This window comes from Bifidobacterium sp. MSTE12 (assembly GCF_000513015.1).
In the GTDB taxonomy this organism is placed as follows: domain Bacteria; phylum Actinomycetota; class Actinomycetes; order Actinomycetales; family Bifidobacteriaceae; genus Bifidobacterium; species Bifidobacterium dentium.
The window spans coordinates 104,142-126,708 of record NZ_AZYA01000039.1; the positions used below are offsets into that span (position 1 = coordinate 104,142).

The 22,567-nt window shown below is 60.3% G+C and carries 13 protein-coding genes; 11 read left to right on the forward strand and 2 right to left on the reverse strand.

Annotation, left to right across the window (positions count from 1 at the left end):
- Positions 1–11: 11 nt before the first annotated feature.
- From HMPREF1494_RS10170 to HMPREF1494_RS10200, 7 genes are all read left to right on the forward strand, one after another.
- Positions 12–1,406 (forward strand): MATE family efflux transporter, encoded by a 1,395-nt coding sequence (locus tag HMPREF1494_RS10170; protein WP_034522670.1) that lies wholly within the window; start codon positions 12–14, stop codon positions 1,404–1,406.
- A gap of 162 nt (positions 1,407–1,568) precedes the next feature.
- Positions 1,569–5,633 (forward strand): PD-(D/E)XK nuclease family protein, encoded by a 4,065-nt coding sequence (locus tag HMPREF1494_RS10175; RefSeq protein ID WP_034522672.1) that lies wholly within the window; start codon positions 1,569–1,571, stop codon positions 5,631–5,633.
- On the forward strand, positions 5,630–9,670 hold the full coding sequence (locus HMPREF1494_RS10180) for an ATP-dependent DNA helicase (RefSeq protein WP_034522674.1): 4,041 nt from the start codon (positions 5,630–5,632) through the stop codon (positions 9,668–9,670). The genes HMPREF1494_RS10175 and HMPREF1494_RS10180 overlap by 4 nt, the downstream gene beginning before the upstream one ends.
- Before the next feature lie 157 nt (positions 9,671–9,827).
- Complete coding sequence (locus HMPREF1494_RS10185; RefSeq protein WP_034522676.1) at positions 9,828–10,535, forward strand: GNAT family N-acetyltransferase; 708 nt, start codon at positions 9,828–9,830, stop codon at positions 10,533–10,535.
- The gene (locus HMPREF1494_RS10190) at positions 10,532–11,881 is read left to right on the forward strand and encodes an MFS transporter (protein WP_003839044.1); all 1,350 of its coding nucleotides are present in this window, start codon (positions 10,532–10,534) and stop codon (positions 11,879–11,881) included. The genes HMPREF1494_RS10185 and HMPREF1494_RS10190 overlap by 4 nt, the downstream gene beginning before the upstream one ends.
- A gap of 211 nt (positions 11,882–12,092) precedes the next feature.
- Positions 12,093–12,845: a 4-hydroxy-tetrahydrodipicolinate reductase gene (gene dapB, locus HMPREF1494_RS10195; RefSeq protein WP_034522678.1), complete on the forward strand. Its 753-nt coding sequence runs from the start codon at positions 12,093–12,095 to the stop codon at positions 12,843–12,845.
- Positions 12,846–13,452: 607 nt separating this feature from the next.
- A complete protein-coding gene (locus tag HMPREF1494_RS10200; protein ID WP_231495410.1) occupies positions 13,453–14,304 on the forward strand; it encodes a hypothetical protein in 852 nt (283 codons plus the stop codon).
- A 214-nt stretch (positions 14,305–14,518) separates the two neighbouring features.
- Here HMPREF1494_RS10200 and HMPREF1494_RS10205 read toward each other — a convergent pair whose 3' ends face one another.
- Positions 14,519–14,812, reverse strand: a complete 294-nt coding sequence (locus HMPREF1494_RS10205; protein ID WP_003839052.1) for a metal-sensitive transcriptional regulator — start codon at positions 14,810–14,812, stop codon at positions 14,519–14,521.
- Between the two features lie 141 nt (positions 14,813–14,953).
- Here HMPREF1494_RS10205 and HMPREF1494_RS10210 point away from each other — a divergent pair, with 141 nt between their 5' ends.
- A complete protein-coding gene (locus HMPREF1494_RS10210) occupies positions 14,954–17,860 on the forward strand; it encodes a heavy metal translocating P-type ATPase (RefSeq protein WP_034522681.1) in 2,907 nt (968 codons plus the stop codon).
- 35 nt (positions 17,861–17,895) lie between these two features.
- On the opposite strand, the gene HMPREF1494_RS11605 is transcribed toward HMPREF1494_RS10210, so the two are convergent.
- Entirely contained in the window at positions 17,896–18,054 is a 159-nt protein-coding gene (locus tag HMPREF1494_RS11605; protein ID WP_192917648.1) for a hypothetical protein, read from the reverse strand.
- Positions 18,055–18,129: 75 nt separating this feature from the next.
- Between HMPREF1494_RS11605 and HMPREF1494_RS10215 the strand changes: the two genes are divergently transcribed.
- From HMPREF1494_RS10215 to HMPREF1494_RS10225, 3 genes are all read left to right on the forward strand, one after another.
- Entirely contained in the window at positions 18,130–19,386 is a 1,257-nt protein-coding gene (locus HMPREF1494_RS10215; RefSeq protein WP_034522683.1) for an MFS transporter, read from the forward strand.
- Positions 19,387–19,591: 205 nt separating this feature from the next.
- A complete protein-coding gene (gene dapA, locus HMPREF1494_RS10220) occupies positions 19,592–20,497 on the forward strand; it encodes a 4-hydroxy-tetrahydrodipicolinate synthase (protein ID WP_003841147.1) in 906 nt (301 codons plus the stop codon).
- 120 nt (positions 20,498–20,617) lie between these two features.
- Positions 20,618–22,558 carry a ribonuclease J gene (locus tag HMPREF1494_RS10225; RefSeq protein WP_003839060.1) on the forward strand — a complete coding sequence of 647 codons (1,941 nt, stop codon included), beginning with the start codon at positions 20,618–20,620 and terminating at the stop codon, positions 22,556–22,558.
- The last annotated feature ends 9 nt before the right edge of the window (positions 22,559–22,567 follow it).

Sequence of the window (22,567 nt, forward strand, 5' to 3'; positions counted from 1 at the left end):
GGGAGTCTGGCATGGCCAATGATGAACGGGCGGGCGGCATGGCCTCGGATGCCGTGAAGGTAACCGGTACGCCGCCGGAACGGTCGGTCAACCGACGGATTCTTGCATTGGCGATTCCTACGTTCGGACAGCTGATCGCCGAACCTGCGTTCGCGCTTATCGACACCGCCGTCGTCGGACATGTCGGCGATAGCGCATTGGCGGGCCTATCGGTCGGCTCGACGATAGTGCTTACCGTGGCCGGGCTGTGCGTCTTTCTGGCCTATGGCACCACATCCCGCGTGGCGAGACTGATGGGTGCGGGCAAACGGCGCGAGGGATTGGAGGCCGGCATCAGCGGATTATGGTTGGCGCTGGCCATCGGCATCGTTGTTTCCGTGGCGCTGTTCGTGTTCGCGCGCCCGATATGCATGTGGATGGGTGCGAATGGCGGCGCATTGGATGATGCGGTCGCCTATCTACGTGCGGTGGTGTTCGGCTTGCCGGGCATGCTGCTGGTATATGCGGCGAACGGCATCTTCCGCGGTCTGGCGAAGGTGACGATTACCTTGGTGGCGGCCATTGCCGGTGCCGTCGTGAATACGATTCTGGATGTGACGCTCATCCTTGGATGCGGCTGGGGCGTATTCGGCTCCGGTGTCGGCACGTTGATCGCGCAATGGTTCATGGCGGTCGTGCTGATCGGACCGGCACTGCTGTGGGCTCATCAGGAGGGCGCTTCACTGCGGCCGCGCGTGCGAAGCATGAAGGCGAGTATGGGCGACGGCCTGATGTTGTTCGTCCGCACGCTTGCCCTACGTGCGTGTCTGATGGCCACGGTGATGCTGGCGGCACGCATGGGTGTACTGGTGCTTGCCGCCTATCAGGTCGTGAATTCGACGTGGAATTTCGTATTGAACATGCTGGATGCCATAGGCATTGCCGGGCAGAGCCTTGTGGCGGTGGAGATCGGTGCGAAACGGCCACAACAGGCCTTGCGTATGACCAAGGCGGCCGGCCGGGCAGGGCTTGTTGCGGGAATCGTGATCGGCGTAGGCCTGATTGTTCTGGGAATGATCGCGCCTCCGCCGTTCTCCGCGTCGGAGCCGGTGCGGATGCTGATTACGGTCGGCATGGTCGTCGTCGGTGCGACGCTGCCGCTTTCCGGTTGGATGTGGGCGATTGACGGCATTCTGATCGGTGCGGGCGATTATCGTTACCTCGCCGTCACCTGCATCATTACCGCATGCATCTATCTGCCGTGTCTTGCCGGCATCGGTGTGCTGTGCAACGGTTCCGCCGTGCCGGATACCGTCCGCATGGCCGCTCTCTGGGCCGCCGTCACGCTCCTGTTCATCGGAATCCGGGCCATGTTCAACGGTCTGCGCGTCCGTGGCAAGACGGCCAGCATCGAGGCTGGTCGATAGAGTTCGTGGCGCCATATTCGATGATGCTCTTGCTCTGCAGTTGTGGGCCGGTGCCGTGACGATGCCGGATGTGGAGTGGTTGCGAATCGTGCGTTGTGACGCTGACGATTTGTCCGGTGGGTGCACAGTGAGGACGCAATCGGTCGAGTAGTCTTGGGAGGCATGATGGATTTGGATGACCTTGCGGATGTGACGTTGGTTGCGGGAGCGCCCCGCAGCGGCAAAACCGAATTTGCATTACGTGCGCTGATCGCCGCGATGAGGCGGTATGGCGATACGCAGGCCGTGATGACGGTATCGGGCCGGCAGATCGCCGATGACTTGGGCGACCGGGTGATTCGTGAGTTGTCCGCGATTTCGCAGGCCCGACCGGTCACCACATTGCCGGCTGTGGCCTTCCGCATCGTGACGGCCGTGCGCTCGCGTGCGGGTCTGCCTTTGCCGAAGCTGCTCAACGGCGCCGAACAGGACATGATCATCCGTCGCGTGCTCGCCTCGCATGTGGACCATACGAATCGTGGTGACGAATGTGCCGTCTGCGACCTGCTGCGCACGTATTTCGCGGTGGCCGACTGGTCGGGCATGGTGGTCGACGATTCCACCGACGCCTTTGCCAACCAGTTGCGTGACATGCTCGCCCGCATGAATGAGATCGGCGCAAAACCCGAACTCGAGGATGTGCTGATTGCACGTGCCGCCAGTAAGGATGGCACGCTCAACGAGCGGCATGAACGCATGCGTACCCAATGGCGTCTCGCCTTTGCGTTGCGTGCCGAATACGATGAGGCGATTCGCGCGGCCTATCCGGGCGAATACCGTCTCGACGCATCGCAGCTCATGGTCGATGCGGCCGCCACCGTGACGCAGGCCGAGATCGAAGATCTGCCGAAGTTACTGATCGTCGACGATTTCCAAGATGCCACGCTTGCCGGATTCGACATGCTCGCAGCTTTGCGCGGGCGCGGCGTGCGGCTGCTGCTCGTCGGCAATCCGGACGAATCCGTACAGACGTTCCGCGGATCGTATCCGGAATACCTGTTCAACGCGGCGCAATCGCGATTGGGGGCTCGGCTGGAACGCATCGACGTCACGGAAACGGAACAACGTAAGCCCGCGTATCGTACGCTGGCCGCAAGCCGCGTGAGTTTGTCGATCGCCAGTACCGAACCGACGGATGAGGCGCTGCCGAGTCGTCCGGGCAAGATGCCGGCGCTGCCAGGCTCACTACCTATCGAAACGGTGCCGACGGGTGTCTCCGTAGACGGTATTTCGCCAGATGACGGCAGCATCGGAACCGCCATGTACCGCTCCGCCGTCGAGGAGCTGGATGACGTGGTCTGGAGGATCAAAACCGAGCATCTGCAACATTCCCGCGACTGGAACGACATGGCTGTGATCGCGCACGACAACGACACTGTGCGTACGTTCGGCGAACGACTGCGGGCCGACGGCGTGCCTGTGCGCTATTCGAGCGTGACCCGCCCGCTGAAGGACGAGCCATTCGTGCAGGGCCTGTTCGCACTGATCGAACTGGCCGGACTGAAGAAGCAGACGATTGCGGCGTCGAAGATGGGGCTTCGTACGGCCGGCGCGTATATTCGTTCTCGCGTAGCGCTGATCATGAATTCGCCGCTGATCACGGTCGGCGGCGACGCACAGCATGAGGGGCGCCCCACACGATTGGCGACCGTCGAATCGGCGATGAATGCGCTCGGCTCGCTTGCCGCGGTATTGGAATCGGATGATTCCGGTGAATTGGACGATTCGGACAGGGCCGACGTAGCGAAGCAGGCGTTGTTGCCGCGTTTGATTGCCGATTGGAAGGATTACGTCGTCGATTTGCGCAACTCGCGTCAGTTGACACGGATGTCCGATTCGGCGGATTCGGCCACACCGACGATTGCGGTAGACGACAGTCTGATGTCGGAGGAACGGCTTGATTCCGCGGACTTGGTCGATCCGTCCGATCTTCCGTTTGGTGTGGACGCGCTGTATGTGCTGCTATTGGAAGGCAATACGGACCGCGTGCTCGACGCAATCGCCTCCGTATTGGGCGCCGACCCGCAATCCAAAGCATTTGCGAGCCTGTGGAAAGTGCTCGACAAGACCATCGAAGCGGAACGTAAGCTCATCTCCCGTGAACCGCAATACGTGCTTGATTGCGCGTGGACTGCCTGCGACAAGGCACGGATCTGGCAGCGCGTATCGTTGGAAAATTCCGCGGCAGGCCGTGCGGCGAACGACCGTTTGGACGCGGCGATGCGCCTGTTCAGCTACGCATCGGGCGACGAATCGGGTGGCGTGTTGGCCGCACATACCATCGGCGCGTTCATCGAACAGGTGCGTGCGCTCACCATCGAAGCCGATTCGTTGGCGCACACCGCACCGATCGACCAGGCCGTGACGCTCACCACGCCGGCGGGTGCGGCCGGAAGGCATTGGAACCTTGTGTTCCTGCCGGCCTTGCAACAGGGCCAATGGCCGAATCTGGCTCCCCGCAACACCTTGTTCGGCGGAGAGAGCTTGGCGGATGTGATGCTGCATGGCGAACTGCGCGACGACATCGTCACTTCGGCGGGCCGCCAGGATGCGCAGTTGGCCGCGGTGCTCGCCTCCGAGCAGAAGAGCTTTCTTGTGGCGCTGACCCGCGCCGACGAACGCACGGTGCTGAGCGCCGTATTGAATGACGACAATGTGCCGTCCGATTTTCTGTACGGCTATCTGCCGGAACGCTTTGACCGCGAACGCGACGCCGATCCGGAACAGCGCGATTATGCGTTGGTCGGCGGTACCGGCGAGTTCAATGGGCTCGATGCCGATCCGCGTGGCTTGGTCGCGGCTGCGCGCAGCGTGCTGGCGGACGAACCGGCCGGCTCGTCCAAGGCGAAGGATGCGGCCGCTGCGTTGGCGTTGCTGGCTTCGCGCGGCATTGCGGCCGCCGATCCAGCATATTGGCCGTTCGCGAAGCAGCCGGAGACTGATGATTCGGAACCCCGGGATTCCCATCATTCCGATGTGGTGACGTTGTCGCCATCCGCGGTGGATCGCCTGTGGGCCTGCCCGGTGTGCTGGATGCTCGAGAACCGCTTCGCGGGCCCTCGCATGGGTAGCGTGGCCACGAATTTCGGCTCGCTCATCCACAAGGTGGCGCAGAAGGCCACCGAAGCGGGACTTGATCTGCCGCAAAACCACACTGCATTGAACGACGAGGAGAACATCGAGAATATCACGCAGTGGATGATGGCCGAATACGAACGGTTGCGTGGCGATCTGAACGCCATACCCGACCCCAAGGAACGTTACGAGGCACTCGGTAAGGACGAGCGGGCCGTCGACGCGCTACGTAACATCGCCACGTATTTCGTCAACTCGAACCGCAGCGGATACCCCGCCAAAAATGCCGATAAGTTCGAAGTCGGCAAGCTTACGGAGGCGGAGCCGGAACTGCAGTTCGCCGCACGCTTCGGATTCGATGACGTTCTCGAAGCGTACAACGCAATCGAGGGCGTCGATCCGATCGGGCGCGGAGAGCTCATATCTCTGATGGGGCTGCTTGTCGGAGGATGGCCGGAAACCGGCATGAGCGAACGGCTTGCGATACGTCTGTCGGGACGGATCGACCGGCTGGAACGACGTGTGCTGAGCGGCGGCGGCGAACAGGTGCGCCTGATCGACTACAAGACCGGTAAACAGCTCAGCGGCCAAGACATGTTCAGCGATCTGCAACTTGCATGCTACCAATTGGGGTTGGCGTTTCCGGAAGAAGGACCGCGCGGCGCACAGGCCATTGCACTCATGCCGAATATCGGGCAGAGCGCCCTGTTCCATGTCATGTGTTCCACCGCGCCGGCCCCACGCGGCACGCAGGGCGAGGAGGCATATCACCAGCAGGCGCTGTTCGCCAACGGAAGCCTGAATGCGGGCAAGTATGTGCCCAGGTTCTGCCTCCCCACGTTCGACAAACTGTTCGTCGACGATCTCGACGGTGCTGAACGCCCCGAAGCGGTCAGCGACGAGCATTGGCGGCAGTTCCTGGAACTGCGCTCCACAATGGCGGTGTGGTCGTTGACCATGATCGCTCGCGTCTTCTATGCGGCGGCCGCCTGTCGAGCCATAAGAATCACCGCACGGCCGACATCGAAACACGTGAAGTCATGCAGAAACAAATCAGTCTGCCCGGCCTGTGCCGGCGAACAGAACACCGTTTTCGAAAGGAGAGTGGCATGAGCGGCACGCCGAAATTCACCGACAGTCCTGAACAGGCGGCCGTCATTCAGGCCCCCTCATACGCCGATGTGGTGGTGGTCGCAGGCGCAGGATCCGGCAAAACCTACACCATGACCAGGCGCATCATCAACCTGATCGAACAGGGCGTTTCGCCGGAAAGGATTCTGGGTCTCACCTTCACGCGCAAGGCCGCCTCCGAACTGCTGTCCCGCGTGTCTGCGGCCGTGGTGAGCAATCAGGGTGGCCGGACTGGATCGGCCGGCGCCGCGTTCCTCAAGCCGGAAATCTCCACATACGACGCATTCTTCCAGACCATCGTGCGCCAATACGGTTTGCTCGTCGGCTTCGACCAGAATACGCAGCCACTGAGCGAAGCGGGGGCCATGCAGCTGATTTATGCCGTGCTCGACAAGCATATGGACGAAATCATGCGATTCGACGGCGACCTCGCATCGTTCGGTACCATCGCCGGCAGGGTGTTCGCACTGTCCAATGCCATCTCCGGCGCCATGATCGGCGGCGACTGTACCAGCTTCGACGAGGCCGTGGAGCGTGTGCGCGCTTGGGATGAAGCATTCGTCGTACAAGTGGCCAAGGCACTCGAGGACGAAGAGATTCCCGCCGATATTAAGGCCCCCAAACCTCTGAAGAGAAAGAAAAAGGAATCCGGCGAGGATTTCGAAGCGCGCAAACGCCAGTACCGCGAACAATGCCACGCCCTATGCGTCTACAAGGTCAGCCAGTTATCCGACGTGACGCGTCAACGTGACCTGCTGCTGCACCTCGTAGCCGACTACAATGCCGAGAAACGGGCTCGCAACATGGCGGAATTCAGCGATTTCACCATCGCCGCGTTCCAGCTGGTCACTCGATTCCCGTCAATCGGCGCCACCTATCGCAAACGGTATTCGCATGTGCTGCTCGACGAATACCAAGACACATCCACCACGCAGGCCGCGCTATTGGCATCCCTGTTCCACGTCGATTCGGCACGTCGATCGGCAGTCAACGCCGTCGGCGACCCATTCCAATCGATCTATGCATGGCGAGGCGCCAGCCCGGGCGCATTCCGCATGCTGCAACGCGATTTCGGCATGAGCGAGACCGACAAGCCGTTTGCCTTGAGCGTGACCCGACGCAACTCCCGCATGGTGCTCGAAGCGGCCAATAACCTCACCAAACCGTTACGGTTGCCCGTCCGGCGCCTAAGCAGTTCGTTGATGCGCGAAGTGGACGTACCGGCCCTGTCCAACATCGATACCGCGCCCGAAGGTACGCTTGGCGTGCTCGGCTTCGCCACTTTCGGGCAGGAGATCGACGCCGTCGTGCGCTTCGCCAAACATGCGATCGCGCTACACACGCCATCCGACGCTGCACTGGCCGGCGGCGTGAAAGACAATCGCCCGCATGTGGCCGTGCTGTTCCGCTCCAAACAGTCGATGCCGAAATACGAGGATGCATTGAAACAGGCCGGACTGACCACGCTGGTAGTCGGCCAGGCGGCGTTGCTGGAACGTCCGGAAGTACAGGATATCTTCGCCCTGTTGCACGTAATCTGCGATCACACCGATAGCGGATCGCTGATGCGACTGCTCGCCACCCCGCGATTCGGCGTCGGAGCGGCGGATTTGCAAGCGCTCGCCGCCATCGCGGAAAACGTGAATACGGCACATCGGTATCGTGCGCTTATCGCGGCCGGCATCATTCCCGGCAAGACGGACGAACCGGACGATTCGAGCGCTACCGGCGCAGCGCAGGCCAAGATGCCATCCGAAACCGAAATCCGCGCCATCGTGCGCGAATATCGTGACCAAGTGCCCAACGCCGTCTTTCTGATCGACCTCATGCTGCGCGACGACCTGTCGAAACTCATCGACGGCAAACTCAGCGCCGGGGGAGCGGCAGCCGTGCTTCGCGCCGCCGACATGCTGCGCCGGGTGCAGCACGTGTACGGTCATCCGCTGCCGGAAGTGGTGCGCGCGGCCATCGGCGCGCTGAACCTCGACATCGACATGCTGCTCGCCGAACACATGCAACACCCGAATGACACCTCCAATGTGACGCTTGCCAAGTCGCCGCTTGACGCCGTGATGAGCCTCGCCGACACATACATGCAGGAGATCGCGGCCCAAGGCACGCCCAGTCTGCGCGCATTCGTGTCATGGGTGGATTCTTTGCGCGACGCATCCGATGACAATGCCACCGCACCCGATACGCCCGTTGACGTGATGCTTATGACCGTGCATCAGTCGAAAGGCCTCGAATGGGACGCGGTAGCCGTGGTAGGCATGTCCGACGGCACGTTCCCGTCCAGCCAAGGCGATTCGCTGAACGTCACGGTCGACGAGGAACACCTCAATGGACTGAACAACGGCGAATGGACGCCGCCGGAATATGCCGAAACCGCCAAGACCTGGCTGCAGAATCCTGCCGCCGTGCCCGTTCCCGTGCGTGTGGACGCCGGCATCCTGCCTCGATTCCCGCATGATGCACTCGTCGGCGGCGACCCGATCGAGGCGCTCGCCAGCCTGGACGATGCGGAGACCATTGACGATGAGGTGTTCGGAACCCTACGTTCTCTGCAGATCGACGATATGGAAGGCATGGACCCGACCGGCCTGTATCTGACGCAAAGCGAGGAATACGGCCGCCGATTGCACGCCGACGAACGGCGGCTCGCCTATGTGGCGTTGACCCGCGCCCGGCACGAGGCGCTGCTTACCTTCAGCGTGCATAGCGAAGAGAGCCGTGACTCCCGTTTAGTCGAAGGCAAGAAGCAGGGAGTTAGGGGCCCTTCGAACTTCTGGAGCGAAGTACGCGATTCGATGAACGGCATCGTTTCGGTGGCGCGGGAGCCCGGCAATCTTGCCGATTCCGCTGTTGCAACGGACATGATCGACGGCGTGGAGACGCTCGCCTCAATCGGTGCGCCCCTGCCGGACGGCTACTTCGTGGGCGAGCATGCCCGCGACTATGAGGATGCGGTGGTCGGCGACGCTTGGAATGCGCCGCTTGAGCCGGCTGCCGAGCAGCGGAATCTGCCGTGGCCGTGCGGTCTGAGCGATCGGCTGGCCACAACGTTCGCCGCATCGGCCGATCAGGTCCGTTCGGCCATGCAGGCCCTATCCGGTGCGTATGACGGACATGACGGCGACCAATCGGCCGATGACATGACGATGCCTGTCGACGAGTCGCTGCTGTTGCGCGCACGCCTGCTGGTCGGTGACGAACATCTCATGCCCGACACCGGCGATAGCGCAACTGATTTCGATGCGGCCGTCCGTGTCCGCGGCGAGAGGATTCTCGCAGGCGGCCGCCAGAACGTCACCTCCCTGCAGGCTCGCGCCGGTGTGATGGATGACCGCTCCTCCAGTGAGTACTGGCGTGGTCTGGTCCGTCCGATTCCGCGCGTCGCTTCGCCGTCCGCACAACTCGGCACGCGTTTGCACGCATGGGCGGAACGGTTCGTCATGGCCGATGCCGAATCCGATGCAGGCGTCGGCAATGCCGTCTCCCGTGCGGATCTCATCAACGGTCTTGCGCAGGATGAAGCGAAAATCGTACGTATCGAACAATCCGGCGAATCTGGCAATGCGTCGCAGGAACGCAAGCTGCTCGATTGGCGGCATCGTCTTGTGCAATCGGTGTGGGCCGAACGAAACCCCGCATGGGCGGAACGGCAGCTCGTCGTCGACGTACCGCAACTCGGCACCATCGTCAATGGCAAACTCGACGCGGTGTTCTTCGGCGGCATCGATCCGAACGACCAATCGAAGACCTACACCATCGTCGACTGGAAAACAGGACACAGGCCGCGCAAACGTAACGAAATCGACGAAAAACTCGCACAGCTCGACATGTATCGCATTCTGCTGTCAGCGATGGAAGGCGTGCCGTTGGATTCTATCGACGCCTGCCTCTACTATCTGAGTGAGCCCAAAGAGGGCGATCGGGAGCTTAAGGCTCTCGACAAAACAGAACAAGAGATCCTTGCCGAGTTGAGCTACGGAATTCCGCAGCAATCCGACAACGACTAGTGCCGATGCGCCGAACGTTGAAGCGACGCGCTGTGACGGCCTGCCTGCAGGGTAACGCACTGCAGGCAACGTTGTGGAGGAACGCCGCTACCCTCGTGCAGCATGTGTGGGCGGGCACACGTGCCGGACGCAACGAAAGTTAAGGAGCAATTGCATCATGGCTGCGATCGACGCAACCAACACCACCGGCGCATCGGCCGGAAACAACCCGAATTCGATTATCTATCGTTCGATCGGCTGGAATGATCTGGATGCCGTGGTCGAACTGTTCGACCGCACATGGCCGCAGGACGGCGAACTTGCCGGTACTGAAACGTCCCTGCTGATTTCCCGGTATTTCGTACTGCATTATCTGCAGCCGACCACGTTCGCGAACGCCGCCTTTACCGTCGACGGCACGCTGGCGGGCGTCACCTTCATCCGTGTCGCCGGCGAACAGCCGCAGCTTGACGAAATCGACGTCGCCGACGAGATGGCGGGCATCGAACGCGGCATCATTGCTCACGAAGAGGCCGCGAAACGTCTTGAGAGGCTGAACAACGCGTTTTCATTGGAACTGGCTTTGGAGAGGAACAGTCGCGCTAATGAAACCACGTTAGGCGAGTTGGAGTTGTTCGTCGTCAATCCCGACGTGCGTGGCCAAGGCGTGGGCGGCGGCCTGTGGCGCCGTATGCAGGAGCATTTCGCCGCATGGAACGTGGACGCGTTTTACCTGCACACCGATTCCGACTGCGATGTGAGTTTCTACGATCATAAAGGTCTGGAACGCATCGCTGAACGTAATGCCGGAGTCTCGAGCGTTGACGGAGCGGAGCCGCTGTTCGACGACATGTTCATCTACCGCGGGGAGGTGGCGGGTCTATGAGCAAAGCCATGGAATCCGCGAAATCCGCGAAGTCTCCGTATGCGGTGCTGTTCTCCATTCCCGGGACCAAGGCGTTCTGCGCCTCCGGCGCATTGGCTCGACTGCCGATGTCGATGATGGGATTGGGCATCATTCTGGCGCTTAATCATCTGTACGACAATTGGACCATCGCTGGCGTGATGAGCGCGGCCTACGTATTCGCCACCGCGGCCGTGACGCCGTTCTATGCGCGCCTGTTTGACCGCTTCGGCCAACGCAAAGTTGGCAAATTCGTGCTCGCGGTGCAGGTTGTGGCCATGTTGTCCTTCGCATTCGCCGCTTTGGTGCGCGTACCGATTCCGTTGCTGTTCGTACTGGCCGTCGTGATGGGTCTGACGCAGTTCGCCTTCGGTGCACTCGTGCGTACCCGCTGGGCGTACGTGCTGGAGCGCACCGATAACAGCGAGATGCTCAACACCGCATATGCGCTGGAATCCGCCATCGATGAGATCGTGTTCATTTTCGGCCCGATTCTCGCCGCATTCCTGGCGGCTTCCGTGAATCCGGTCTCGCAACTGTTCGTACCGACTGCCGCCAGCGCAATCGGCGGCACGATGTTCTTCGCATTGCGCGATACGCAGCCGCCGGTCATCCGCATGGTGAATGTGACCGCCGCCGATGCGGACGATGCCGACGTGCGTTTCGCCAATACGACCGATGCTGATGCGGCTGTTGCCGGAACTGCTTCCGACAAGCTGAGCATGAGGCAGCTCAAGACCTCCGATAATCGCAGGAAGCGCAATGTGCTCACCTATGCGGGCGTGATTCCGCTGCTGATGGTGTTCGTGGTGTTCAATATGAGCTTCACCGCATTCGATACGTCCATGACGGCCGTGATGAAGGCCCTGCATCTCGATTCGGTGCTCGGCGTGCAGCTCGCCATGCTGGCGCTCGGCTCCTGCATCGGTGCGCTGTTCTTCGGGTCGCGCGAACTCAAAGGTTCACGTTGGCGTCACATGATCATGTTCCTTGCGTTGATGACCATCGGATTCGTGGTGATTCACGCCTGTCTCGGCAATCTGGTGCTGATGGGATTCGTCGAGGTGCTGACGGGCCTTACGATTTCGCCGGTGTTCGCTTCCGGCAATCTGGTGGTGAAGGAGACCGTGCCTGAAGAGTCGCTGACCGAAGGATTGTCCTGGGTGAGTACCGCCGGTACCGTGGGCGCTTCGTTCGGTTCGATGATCACCGGCATCGTGCTTGACCATGCCACGCCGAATACCAGTCTGATGATGCCGTGGATCTTCGTGCTGTGTTCGATTCCGTTCGCCCTGCTCGGCTGGTTCATCGTCCGCAAACGTGGGTGATCGTAGGCTCTTTGACGGGCGGATTGTCTCTTGGGAACGGACCGGTTTCGGCCCGTTCCCTTTCCATATCTGTGCCGAAATGACTGGTCCTTGCGCCTGTCCGAACCGGATATCGTGGTTCGGGTCGAAGCGTTTCTTTAGATTCATACGTAGAATCCATACTTGGGATTATTTGGAATCCGCAGCAGCTTTGTAACAGTAAGGAGCAAACATGATCAAGGTTTCCGTAGTCGGGGCCAAGGGCCGCATGGGCTCTCACGTGGTCGATGCCGTGAACGGCGCAGCTGACACCGAGCTCGCCCTCGCGTTCGATGCCGGCGACGATCTGAGCGGAATCACTCCGGAGAACACCGATGTGGTGGTTGAATTCACCGTACCGAGCGTATCCCTGAACAACGTGCTCGCACTTGTCAGGCAGGGCGTCGATGTGGTGGTCGGCACCACCGGCTGGACCGACGAAAAACTTGATCAGGTGCGCGCCGCGCTTGCCGAGGCACCACGCGACAACCAGAGTGTGTTCATCGCCCCGAATTTCGCCATTTCCGCAGTGCTGGCCGACTACTTCGCCAAGGTGGCCGCACCGTACTTCGAATCCGCCGAAGTCATCGAACTGCATCATCCGAACAAGGTTGATGCCCCTTCCGGTACCGCCATCCACACGGCTCATGCCATCGCCGATGCCCGTAATGCGGCCGGTCTTGGCGAGGTTCCGGACAATACCGAAACCGATGGTGGTTCTCGCGGTCAGGTCGTCGACGGCATTCACGTGCATGCCGTGCGGCTGCGCGGCCTCAACGCCCATGAGGAGGTGCTTTTCGGTAATGCCGGTGAGCAGTTGACCATCCGTGCAGACAGCTTCGATCGCATCTCCTTCATGCCGGGCGTACTGCTTGCCGTCCGTAAAATCGCCACCGGCGACTATTCCGGCCTTACCGTGGGCCTGGACCACTTCCTCGACCTGTAGTCCATACGGTGTAGTCCATGTGGTTCGGCTGTAGCCCATGTATAGTCCGCACGGTTCGGCTGTAGCCCGCACAGCTCGACCTGTAGCCCATGTGTAGTCCGCACGGTTCGACCTGTAGTCCATACGGTTCGGCCCATGCACCAACGGAAGTCCAAGCCGCAGTCCATCCCCCAAACTACCGACACTGAGCGCTCGTAGGTGTCGGTAGTTTGGGTCCTTCCTCAATCTGCCGACACTGACAGTCCTTCAGCGTCGGCAGATTGTATCTCAACCCAATCTACCGACGCTGAGAGGCAGTCAGCGTCGGTAGATTGCGATTTCTTCCAATCTGCCGACGCTAAGCGGTTGACGACATGGCCGGTTGATGTGGTGACGGTTATCTACAACCATGAATCCCTACTGACACGCGGGTTTTCCGCACCCTTATCCACATTTCCCGAAAACGCCTCGCTTGAAAGCCGATTCCGGTTACAGTCGATTCATGAAGAATCATGCACGAGTTAATCGTCTCATCGAAGAGGCTATGGCGGAGCGACGATGCGCGTTTTCGCCTATTGAGTCAGAGAATGCCGCCTTACGCAGGCGGATTGCTGAAGACGGAGGGCTGTTGCGTCCCGCCCGCGGTCTGTATGTTCCCTCCGACTATTGGAACGGCCTTGATCCGTTCGAACGTTCCATGCACATGGCGCGGGCGATGGCAAGGCAACACCCGAAGTGGGTGTTCGTTGGAAACATCGCCGCGGCGGCTCATGGTTTCGAACATTCCTGGAAACTGCACGACGGCACCGTTTCCATCGCGAGCGCCTATCACAACGGCTTCTGCAGAATCGCGAAGGTTCGCCGTGTGTATATTCCGGAGCAATGCATGTCAGTGGAGGTGGTTGACGGGCTGCCTGTTCTTGACAAAATACGTACAGTGCTGAATTGCTCGGTGCAATACGATTTTCCATATGGGCTTCCCATTGCGGATTCCGCGCTGAGACAAGGAATCGGACGTCGCGATTTGTCCGCCGGCTGTTCGGCTATGCGCATCGGCTATGCGCAGGCGGCGCGCGTACTGCGATATGCCGATGGCGCGAGCGAGAACGGCGGCGAATCGATGTGCCGTGCAGTGATGATTGATGAGGGTTTTGCCATTCCGCTATTGCAGACGATTTTCGTCGATCCCGAAACAGGGCGTCAATACCGTGCCGATTTTGCATGGCGACTGCCGGACGGTCGGATTGCCGTAGGCGAGTATGACGGTACGCAGAAGTATGTCGATCCGCAGATGACAGGCCGTAGGAGCGTCCAAACCGTGGTGCAGATGGAGCGTGAACGTGAGGAAGCGTTGCGTCGCGCCGGAGTCTCGCTGATAGTACGGTTCACCTATGACGATGTGATTGAGCGAGTGCCGCTTGTGAACAAGCTGCTGCGGGCGGGCATTCCCCAATCCTCTTCCTCAATCCACCGACGCTGAGAGGCCGTCACCGTCGGTAGTTTGGAACGTTCCTCAACCTGCCGACGGTGAGTGCCCGTCAACGTCGGTAGATTAAGCAGGGTCCCAATCTACCGACGATATCCTCAACCTGCCGACGGTGAGTGTTTGTGAGCGTCGGTAGTTTGGAACGTTCCTCAAACTGCCGACGGTGAGCGGCCTCTCAGCGTCGGTGGATTGAGTAGGACGTGAAGGATTACGATTTGACCAATCTGGTGATGGCCGCGCTGACTTCGGTGAGCTTTTCGTCGGAAACGGCGCCGCCTTCCTGCGTGGCCTGCTTGACGCAATGATTGAGATGGTCGTCGAGCAGCAGCAGTGCCACTGATTTCAATGCACTGTTGGCGGCGGAGATCTGGGTGAGGATGTCAATGCAGTACTCGCCGTCCTCCGTCATTTGTTTGATGCCGCGCACCTGACCTTCGATGCGATTGAGGCGGGCGATGATGTTCTTCTGGTCATCCGCATAGCCGTGTTGCGTAACGTTCATTGCCGTACTCCTCTTGACGCTGAAATCTTGACCTCAAAGCTAAAACTCAAGTCTACACTCTTGCAAATATACCCTATAGGGGTATATGGTGGTGGTATTCGTTGAAGCGAAAAGTCAAAAACAGGAAATCGGTGAGAAACTATGCAAGCTGTAATCGCCATCATTGTGGCATTGCTCGTGAGTGCGGTTGTGCTATGGTTCTTTTTCGCGCCGCGCAAGGCGTATCGTGCGAAAATCGACGGTGATGTTCAGGAGGCCGTAATCGAGGTCAAGGGCGGCTACAGTCCCGCCATCATCGAAGCCGAAGCCGGGATGCCGCTGAAATTGGTGTTCGACCGTAAAGAGGACGGCGAGTGTTCGTCACATGTCGTGTTCTCCGACTTCGGAGTGGATCTGGCGTTGCCGGCCTTCCGTACGACCGCGCTGACATTGCATCCGCAAACCCCGGGGGAGTACCCTTTCGCGTGTGGCATGAACATGCTGCATGGCACGTTGAAGGTACTGCCCGGCAGGCATCATCGTGCGGAATCCACGCAGGAAGACGCCGCGGAATCTTTCCGTCCGCCGGTCACGTCGGCACCTTCCTCGTCACGTGCCCCGTCATCTTCCGATGCCGTTTCCAATGCCGTGAGGGAATCAGGCTCATGCCGCCTTGCGCAGTCGCCGCGGTCGCCGCGGTCACACGAAATCAGGATGCTGATCGTCCGTCTTGTCGTGGCGGCCGTCTGCACGATTCCGGTATTCTGCTCCACCATGCTCATGCTGTACCGCATGCCAGCATGGTTGCAATTGATGTTCATGCTACCGATCGTCGGGTACGCGGCCCTGCCGATTTTCCGCAGCGGATTCGCGGCAATTGCGCATCGTTCGCCGGAAATGAACGCACTCGTCAGTCTCGGCACGGTATTCGCGTTCCTGTATTCCTGCGTGGTCACGTTCGCGCCGCAGATTCTGCCCGAAAACGCACGCGAACCGTATTTCGAAGCGGTCGGCGTGGTAATCACCCTGATGCTTGTAGGCCAGTTGCTTGAAGCGAGGGCCCGTGTCGGCACCGGTGAGGCGATGCGCGCCTTGGCCGGACTGCAGCCGAAAACCGCTCGGGTGATACGCGACGGCAAGGAAGAGCAGATTGACGTTGACGATGTGCAGGTCGGCGATATCATCGCCATTCGTCCCGGCGAAAAGCTACCGGTGGATGGCATCGTCACCGCTGGCACCTCAAGCGTCGACGAATCCATGATTACCGGCGAGTCCATGCCGGTCACCAAAAAAATCGGTGACAATGTAACCGGCGCCACCATCAATGAGTCCGGCGCATTGCGGTATCGTGCCACGAAAATCGGTAAGGATACGGTGCTTGCGCAGATTATGGCGTTCGTCAGATCCGCGCAGAGTTCGAAGGCTCCGGTGCAACGCATGGCCGACAGCATCGCAGGCGTTTTCGTGCCGATTGTCGTGCTGATCGCCATCTGGTCGTGCGCGCTGTGGTTCGCGTTCGGCCCGGAACCGCGCGTCACACATGCATTGGTCGCCGCCGTTTCCGTGCTGCTCGTCGCATGCCCGTGCGCATTGGGATTGGCGACCCCGCTTTCCGTAACGGTTTCCACTGGTCGGGCCGCGCAGATGGGTGTGCTCATCCGTTCCGCCGAAGCGTTGGAAACGACCGGTAAGATCAATGCCGTGGTGCTTGACAAGACCGGCACCATCACTGCGGGCAAGCCATCACTCACTGATGTGCTGCCGCTCGGCAAATGGCGTAACGATCCGGAAGGGCTGCTGTCGCTGACCGCCGCCGCCGAGCATGATTCGGAGCATCCGCTTGCTGCGGCCATCGTCGCGGGAGCGCAAAAACGCGGCATTCCAATCGGTGAAGTCACGGCATTCCATGCGATTGCCGGTCAGGGCGTCACCGCCGACATCACGGTGAGCTCGCGCTGGCTTGCGGCCTCGGCGAAGCGTGATGATTCCGTGGTCCTGCCGAATGCGGACGTGCGCGAAACGCACGCCGTCGCGGTAGGCAATACCGATTTGATCGACCGACTTGAGATCGGTATGCCAAGCGTCGGTGATGAGAATCTTGACGACATCATCGCTGATATGCAACGTCTGTCGAGCCACGGCAAGACGCCGGTATTGACTGCCATCGACGGCGAACTTGCGGGAATCGTGGCCGTTGCCGACACCGTCAAACCGGATTCCGCCGAGGCAATCGCACGGCTGAAGTCACATGGCATCGAAGTCGTCATGCTGACCGGCGACAACGAGACCACTGCGCAGGCCGTGGCTGGTCAGGTTGGCGTGACCCGTGTGATTGCCGGCGTGCATCCGGAGAACAAGGCCGACGAGGTGGCCCGACTGCAAGGGCAGGGCTATACGGTCGCGATGGTGGGGGACGGCATCAACGACGCTCCGGCGCTGGCCCGTGCCGACGTGGGCTTCGCCATCGGCACCGGTACCGATGTGGCCATTCAATCCGCCGACGTGACGTTGATGAACGGTTCGCTTATGGGCCTTGTGCATGCCATCGACCTGACGCACGCCACCATGCGCAACATCGCACAGAATCTCGGGTTCGCCCTTGGTTATAACAGCATTGGCATCGCCATGGCCGCGGGCGTACTGTATCCGTTTACAGGCCGGATGCTCAGCCCGATGATTGCGGGCGCGGCCATGGCGTTCTCCTCGCTATGCGTGGTGTCGAATGCCAGCCGCCTGCGCTTGTTCGACCCGGGCAAACCCAAGACCTATCAGGTTCGCAAGCCGAATCTGAGCAATAGCAAACACAGTCAGAAAGGAAACATCATGGGACTGTTCAGTGATCATAAGGCCAAGAACGAAGGCTCCTGCGGCGGCCATTCCTGCCACTGCGGCCACGGCAACGCTGGTTCCGGCGATACTGCGACCACCGTGAAGGATCCGGTGTGCGGCATGACCATCGACCCGGCCACCGCCGCCGCGACCCGCGAGCATGAGGGCATCACCTACTATTTCTGCAATCCGGGCTGCGCCGACAAGTTTGATCAGGATACCGCCCGCTACATTGCCTAACGATCCGGATTAACGGCTTGCCCGGTCGAGCAGGCTCACGAAGGATCTACTCCGCGGTTTTCAACAATCATGTGTTTGGCCGTTCCGAGCTGCGCCATCGCAACGTTCGGAACGGCCAAACACATGAAATCGGCAAGTACAATCCGCATGAGAATAGCAACGGACATTGCAAGCATCGCGGCGAACTTGAGCATCACCGATGACATTCCGACAAAAGGAATCCACTCCTGATAGGCTAAGCCGGAAGCGAAGAACGGAGCGGAGAATTCATGAATGCAAAGAATGCCATTGCGGAATACGATGTGCCATCCACTGGACTGTGGGCGGCACTGGTCTTCGTGGTGTCGTTGAATCTACGGCCGGCCATCGCCGCAGTCGGTCCGTTGCTTACGCAAATTGGTGCCGACCTTTCCTGGGGCGAAGGCGTGCAGGGCGTCCTGACGGCGATACCGCTGCTTGCCTTTGCCGCGGTCAGTCCGTTGGTTACGTTCATCGAACGCCGTGTCGGTGTGGATATGGCGATTCTGTCGGCCCTGCTGTGCATTGCGGTCGGCAATTTCATTCGCTCGTATTGTGGCAATGTCGGAATCTGGTTGGGAACGGTGATTTTCGCTTCCTCAATCGCCGTGGGCAACGTGCTGGTGCCGGTGATCGTAAAACGCGACTATGCCGGTCATATTGCGATGGCTACAGGCGTTTACTCCGGCTGTATCACCGTAGGTGCCGCCACTGCGGGATTGATTTCCGCTCCACTTGCGCAGGTGTGGTGCGATTGGCGTGCCTCACTTGCCGTTTGGAGCGTGCCGCCGCTAGTGGTCGCGGCATTGTGGGCGTTGCGCATACTGCATAATCGCCAGATCATGCAAACCACTGTGCCCAACGTGACGCGAACCAATGCAGCAACCACCTCCCATGAATCGGGATACGATACATTCCATTGTGTGCTGCGACGTCCGATGACATGGTACGTCACTGTGTTCATGGGATTGCAATCATCCACTTTCTACACCATGTCCAATTGGATACCGAGCGTTTCCGCATCCGCTGGCTTCGACGCCTCCACGGCCGGCGTGCACCTGTTCATATTCCAGGGCGTTGGTATTCTTTCCGGTCTGCTGATACCCAAGCTGATGAATGTGCGCGGTAACCAGATTTGTGCGGCGCTCACCTCCAGCATTCCCATGCTGGTGGCGGGTCTCGGCATGCTGGTGTTCCCGCAAGCCATGATTGTCTGGTCGCTCATCGGCGGCTGCGCACAGGGATCAGCGCTGGTCGTGGCGCTCGCGTTGATCGCCATGCGTGGACAGGGCGGTGCCGAAACCGTGGTGCTTTCGGGCATCGCGCAATCATTCGGTTATCTGATAGCTTCGCTGGGACCACTGGTATTCGGCGTATTGATGCAGCTTACCGGCGGTCGTCAGGTTTCGCTTGGATTGTTCGCGTGCATGGCGTTCCTCCAATGCGTTGTTGCCGTCATTGCCGGACAATCTTCCAAAGATGGCGTTTCGCGTTCGATCGGGTCTTAAGCGCTCATAGGGTCTGCAACACAAGCTGGAAGGCCTCGATCCGGGAAGGATGTCGGGGATGTTGGCACGTGCGATACCAAGAGGGGTGTTGCGGGCGTCAACGTTGCCGCTGCCTACGATGGATCCGAATACGTCTTTTCCGGAATGTGACGCTTTTTGCGTACGGCTTCCCTTCGAGTCCGTGGCGCGAAGTACCGTGGAACGTATGACTGACGGTACGATGCATCTTCTCGATCCCGCTCCTTTCGGGCGAATTCTCCCGGCCATGGTGACCCCCATGAAGGCCGATGGCTCCGTTGATTTCGAGGCCGCGCGCAAGCTTGCGACGCAGCTCGTGGCCGACGGTGCCGATGGTCTTGTGGTCAACGGCACCACCGGCGAATCACCGACCACTCACATGGAGGAGAAGGTCGAGCTGGTTCAGGCCGTCAAGGACGTCGTGGACGTGCCGGTCATCTCCGGTGCCGGCTCCAACGACACCGCACACACCGTGCGCATGGTGGAGCAGACGCAGGAGGCGGGCGCCGATGCGGTGCTCGTGGTCGCGCCATACTACTCCCGTCCTTCTCAGGAGGGTGTGTTCCGTCATTACAAGGCGGTCAACGATTCGGCGGACAAGCCGATTATCGTCTACGATGTGCCAGGCCGCACCGGTCTGCACATCCAGCTGGAAACCTACCGTCGACTGGCCGAACTCGACCATGTCAAGGCGGTGAAGGACGCCACCGGCGACATCGCGGGAGCCGTGCGCAAGCGTATGGAAACCGGCCTGACCTGGTATTCCGGCGATGATGGCCTGTTCCTGCCGTTCCTTTCCGTAGGTGCGGTCGGCATCATCTCCGTGATCGCGCACGCGGCGGCCGGCCCGATGCGTGACCTCGCCAACGCCTTCGACCGTGGTGACATCCACGAGGCGCAGCGTCTTGCCGTGCAACTCGCGCCGCTGGTCGAATCCATGAACGGCAACGGCTTCCAGGCCGTCATGGCCAAGGCCTCCCTGAAGGTACGCGGCATTCTTGACGACACCACCATGCGTCTGCCGAATGTCGGTCCGGGTGAGGCTGAAATCAAACGTGCCGAGGCAGGCATGCGCGCCTCCGGTCTGCTGTAAAACGACGATGATTGCGATTACGGCCTGCTACCTCCGCTCCAATCCGCAGTAGATGCGGGCCCCTTCATTCCTCGTTCCCGCATAGGCGGGAACAATTAGTAACAGAAATCCAACTAGGAAATGGCTACAGAAGAAACCAAGAAAAAGACAACGCACAAGCGCGGCAGCAAGGCTGTCAAGCGCACTGATTCCGCGGCGAAGAAGGAGAGCGCAACCACGCGCAAGTCTTCCGGCCGCACTCGTAATGCCAACGGCGCCGGCCGCGGCAAAGGCACTGGAACCCGTTCCGCGGGCAATCGCCGTTCCACCCGTCCGGCACCGCAGGCCACCGCACCTCAGCAGGATTCCGTGCTGATCGCCCCGCCAAAGTACCGCAAGGGCTCCATGCGCATCGTGCCGCTGGGCGGTTTGGGTGAGATCGGCCGCAATATGAACGTGGTCGAATACAATGGCCACCTGCTGCTCATCGACTGCGGTGTGCTGTTTCCGGAAGAGGAGCAGCCGGGCGTGGACCTGATCCTGCCTGACTTCCACTACATCAAGGATCGTCTCGACAAGGTCGAGGCTCTGGTGCTCACCCACGGTCATGAGGACCACATCGGTGGCGTACCGTACCTGCTGAAACTGCGCCCGGACATTCCACTGATCGGCTCCAAGCTCACACTGGCCTTCGCGGAGGCTAAGTGCAAGGAGCACCACATCAATCCGACGCTTGTCGAGGTCAAGGGCCGCGACAAGCTCAAGGTGGGCCCATACAACCTTGAATTCGTGAACGTGACCCACTCCATCCCGGACGCTCTGGCCGTATTCGTGCAGACTCCGGCCGGTTCCCTGATCGACACCGGCGATATCAAACTCGACCAGCTGCCGCTTGACCATCGCATCACCGATCTGGTGGAATTCGGCAAGCTCGGCGAGAAGGGCGTGGACCTTCTGATGATGGACTCCACCAACGCCGAGGTGCCGGGCTTCGTCAAGCCGGAGACCTCCATCGGTCCGGCCCTTGACCAGGCGTTCGCGCAGGCGACCCGCAAGATCATCGTGGCCAGCTTCTCCAGCCACGTGCATCGCGTGCAGCAGGTCGTCGACGCCGCTCACAAGTACGGCCGCAAGGTTGTGTTCGTCGGCCGTTCCATGGTGCGCAACATGTCCATCGCAGCCGATTTGGGCTACTTGCGTCTGCCGGAAGACACCGTCATCGACCTGAAGCAGTCCCATGATGTGCAGGACGACAAGCTCGTCTACATGTGCACCGGCTCCCAAGGCGAGCCGATGGCCGCCTTGGGCCGTATCGCCGACGGCAACCACCGCGATATCACCATCAACGAATTCGACACGGTGATTCTGGCCAGCTCCCTGATCCCGGGCAACGAGCACGAGGTCTACAAGGTCATCAACAAGCTCGTGCAATTGGGTGCGCGTGTGGTCAACCGCGATAATGCGGCCGTGCACGTCTCCGGCCATTGCAACGAGGGCGAGCTGCTGTACATGTACAACATCGTCAAGCCGAAGTGCGCCATGCCGATCCACGGTGAGAACCGTCATTTGGTGGCCAACGGCATGATCGCCGTCAAGACCGGCGTCGATCCGCAGAACGTCGTGCTGGCTGAAGATGGCGACGTCGTCGACCTGTACCATGGCCAGGCCGCGGTCGTCGGTTCCGTGCCGTGCGGCTACGTGTATGTGGATGGCGATTCCGTCGGCGAGCTTACGGATGAGGAGCTTGAGAAGCGTCGTATTCTCGGCACCGAAGGATTCGTGTCCAGCTTCGTGGTCGTCGACACCGAAACCGCCGATGTGATTGCGGGGCCGAAGATCTATCTCAACGCCGTTGCCGAGGATGAAAGCGAATTCGACAAGGTGCGTCACCAGATCGTCGAGCAGTTGCGGGATGCCATGATGACCGGTACCCACGATACGTACAAGCTGCAGCAGCTCATGCGCCGCACGCTTGGCAGTTGGGTGGCCCGTCAGCTGCATCGCAAGCCGATGATCGTGCCGGTCGTGGCCGACATCGCGCAGGACGTCGATGACGCTGCGGGCGTAACTGCGGCCAAGTGACACCAAAGG